A 3,031-nucleotide genomic window follows, 5' to 3' on the forward strand; every position below is an offset into this window, starting at 1 on the left:
CGCTTCAGGTGGTGGCGCGCAAGCTGGAGCGGAACGCGTGACGCCGGACGTTGCCGCGCCGGGCCAGGAGAGCGTGTGGGATTACCCGCGTCCGGCGATCGCCGAGACTGCGCGCCGCCGCGTCCGCATCGAACATCGCGGCGTCGTGCTCGCCGACACCCGCGACGCGGTCCGCACGCTGGAGACCAGCCACCCGCCGAGCTACTACCTACCTCCGGCGGACATCCTGATGTCGGCGCTGCGGCGATCCGATCGCACGTCGTTCTGCGAATGGAAGGGACACGCGATCTACTACGACGTGGAGATCGCGGGCGAGGTGTTCCGCGACGTAGCGTGGAGCTATCCGACGCCAAGCGCGGCATTCAGGAGCCTGCGCGACCACATCGCGTTCTACGCCGCGCCGTTCGACGCTTGCCTCGTCGATGGCGAACAGGTGAGCCCCCAGCCGGGCGGCTTCTATGGCGGCTGGATCACCGCCGATCTCGCCGGTCCATTCAAGGGCATTCCCGGCAGCCGCTTCTGGTAGTCGGCCGGGCCGCTAGAGCTTAGCTGCCTTCGCGTCCGCCCATTTTTTGCCCGCATCGCCGCCCCAGAGAAGCCAGGCGATGAATCCGGCGGAGGGGTCCTCGTCCGAATCCCACTGATGCGCCGCGCCTTCCTTATCGACGGCATGCCGCGCGAAATAGCTGTGCATCGATTTGACGTCGGCTTCGTCGAGGTCGGCGCCGTCGACGAGTTGCTGTGCGCGCCGCACCCCGACATCGGTGCCGCCACGGCCGAACTTCTCGCGCAGCTTCAGGCCGCGCTTGGCGGCGGCGGCCATTTCCTTGTTAAGTTTGAAGGTGGTTTCGGCCACTTTAGTCTCCATCATCGATCGTTGCTGCCAACGGACTCGATCGACGAAGGTTTCCCCGTCCACACGGGCCGGAAAAAGCGGCGCCCGCCGCAATACGCAACACGCGACGGGCGCCAGTACTAGGACGATCCGGTTGCAGTCGGATCGCACGGTCCCGCTAACCCCCTAAGCATTAACGCGAAGTGCCAAGATCGTTCATCCTGCGTTGCATTAGTCTGATTTTGCACCAACCCAGCAAGCACGGCATGCTAAGGTCTGCCGATGTTCTTCGACTCCACGCTATGGCCCCCGGCGCCCGATGGATCCGGTCCGCCCGCCCGACCGCCGGCAAAGCTGACGCCCCGGGAGGAACGAGTGATGATGCGGATCGTCGGCTGGTTGTTGCTGGTGCTGTTCATAGGGCCGTTCGCGGGATCATCGGTAATCTCGGCCGCGGCGGCGCTCCTGCGCTAGGCCGGCAACGAGTTGCGGAATCGTTCTGCTCGCTGCAAAACTTGGCGAGCCCCGCATCTCGATCGTCGAAACTAGTCCAAGTAATGGCAGCCAGTTTTCTTTTCGGTCGCATGCGTGCAACTAGTGCGCGAGCGCTATAATCGGCGGAGAACGAGCGGCGCGATCGACACCTATCTCCGAGTCTTCAGATGCGACGATTAGACCTGGTCCACCCCTTCGAAGCTCCCGACTTCCTGTCGGGCGGGGGCGTCATGGGCGAGTTGATGCGTGCGCATGACTGGCGCGCTTCCGCGCTTGGCGATCCGGCGGCTTGGCCGCAGTCGCTGCGGTCGGTCGTGGGGCTGCTGCTGAATTCGCGCTTCCCGATGTTCGTCGCCTGGGGTGCGGACCTCGGGTTTCTCTACAACGATGCCTATGCGCAGATTCTCGGCGCCAAGCACCCGCAGTCATTGGGCGCGCGCTTTTCAGATATCTGGGCGGAGATCTGGCCGGATATCTCGCCGCTGGTCGATGCGGCGCTGGCCGGTGAGGCGATCTATCGTCGCGACCTGCCGCTGCTGATGCGGCGCAACGGTGACGACGAGCAGACCTGGTTCACCTTCAGCTATTCACCGGTGCGCGACGAGAGCGGGCGCGTGGCAGGCATGTTCTGCGCCTGCACCGAAAGCACGTCGGAGGTACTGGCGGTGCGTCGGCGCGACGTGTTGCTGGACCTGGACCAGCGGCTTGGCGACGTGTCGACTCCGACCGAACTGGCCTTTGCGGCGTCCGAACTGCTCGGCGAGGCGCTCGGCGCGGTGCGTGTGGGCTATGGGATGATGGACCCGGCGGCGGGCACGATCACGGTAGATCGGGACTGGACCGCGCCGGGTTTCGCGAGTGCCGCCGGCGTCCACAGTTTCGACGATTACGGCAGCTACATCGACGAGCTCCGCGAGGGACAGGCGGTCGCCTGCGCCGACGCGAACACGGATCCACGGACCAGCGGATCGCGCGCCGCGTTCGCGGCTCTTGGCGTGCGTGCGTTCCTCGACATCCCGGTCGTCGAGCAGGGCCGCACCACCGCGCAATTGTTCGTGCACTCGGCCGTGCCCCGGCGCTGGACCGACGAGGAGATCGCGTTCGTCCGCGCGTTCGCCGAACGCACCCGTGCCGCGATCGCGCGGCGAACCGCGGAACAGGGGCTGGACGTGAGCGAGGCGCTATCGCGGATGCGCGCCGACGAGCTGATCGCGATCTACGATGCCGCGCCGGTCGGCCTGTGCGTATTCGATCGCGAGATGCGCTTCGTTCGGATCAACGATCGCCTCGCAGAGATCAACGGCCGCCCTGCCGCCGATCATATCGGCCGCACGGTCCGCGAGATCGTCCCCGATCTCGACGAGCAGGCGCTCCAGGCGATGCAGCGCGTGCTGCAAGGCGAGGCGCTGCACAATATCGAGTTCGCGGGCACGACCCCGGCGCAACCCGGCGTGGTCCGGACGTGGCGGGAAAGCTGGCTGCCGCTGCGCAATGCCGCGGGCGAGGTCGTCGGCATCACGGTATCGGCCGAGGAGATCACCGAAGCGAAGCGGGCCGAAGAGGCGTTGCACGAGCTGAACGCGACGCTCGAAACGCGGATCGCGCAGGCGATCCTCGAGCGCGAGCAGGTCGAGGCCGCGTTGCGCCAGGCGCAGAAGATGGAGGCGATGGGCCAGCTGACCGGCGGCGTCGCGCATGATT

Annotated in this window: 3 protein-coding genes; 2 read left to right on the forward strand and 1 reads right to left on the reverse strand. The window is 66.3% G+C overall.

Annotation, left to right across the window (positions count from 1 at the left end; translation table 11 throughout):
- The first annotated feature begins 37 nt into the window (after nt 1–37).
- Nucleotides 38–526, forward strand: coding sequence for a DUF427 domain-containing protein (locus VF643_RS10830; protein WP_331043405.1), 489 nt, complete (start codon nt 38–40; stop codon nt 524–526).
- Nucleotides 527–538: 12 nt separating this feature from the next.
- Here the strand turns inward: VF643_RS10830 and VF643_RS10835 are convergent, their stop codons facing one another.
- A complete protein-coding gene (locus tag VF643_RS10835) occupies nt 539–856 on the reverse strand; it encodes a hypothetical protein (protein WP_331043403.1) in 318 nt (105 codons plus the stop codon).
- Nucleotides 857–1,497: 641 nt separating this feature from the next.
- Here VF643_RS10835 and VF643_RS10840 point away from each other — a divergent pair.
- Nucleotides 1,498–3,031: PAS domain-containing protein (locus tag VF643_RS10840; RefSeq protein ID WP_331043404.1), on the forward strand; the 1,534-nt coding region annotated here is incomplete at its 3' end.

This window comes from Sphingomonas sp. (assembly GCF_036387595.1).
Taxonomy (GTDB): Bacteria; Pseudomonadota; Alphaproteobacteria; order Sphingomonadales; family Sphingomonadaceae; genus Sphingomonas.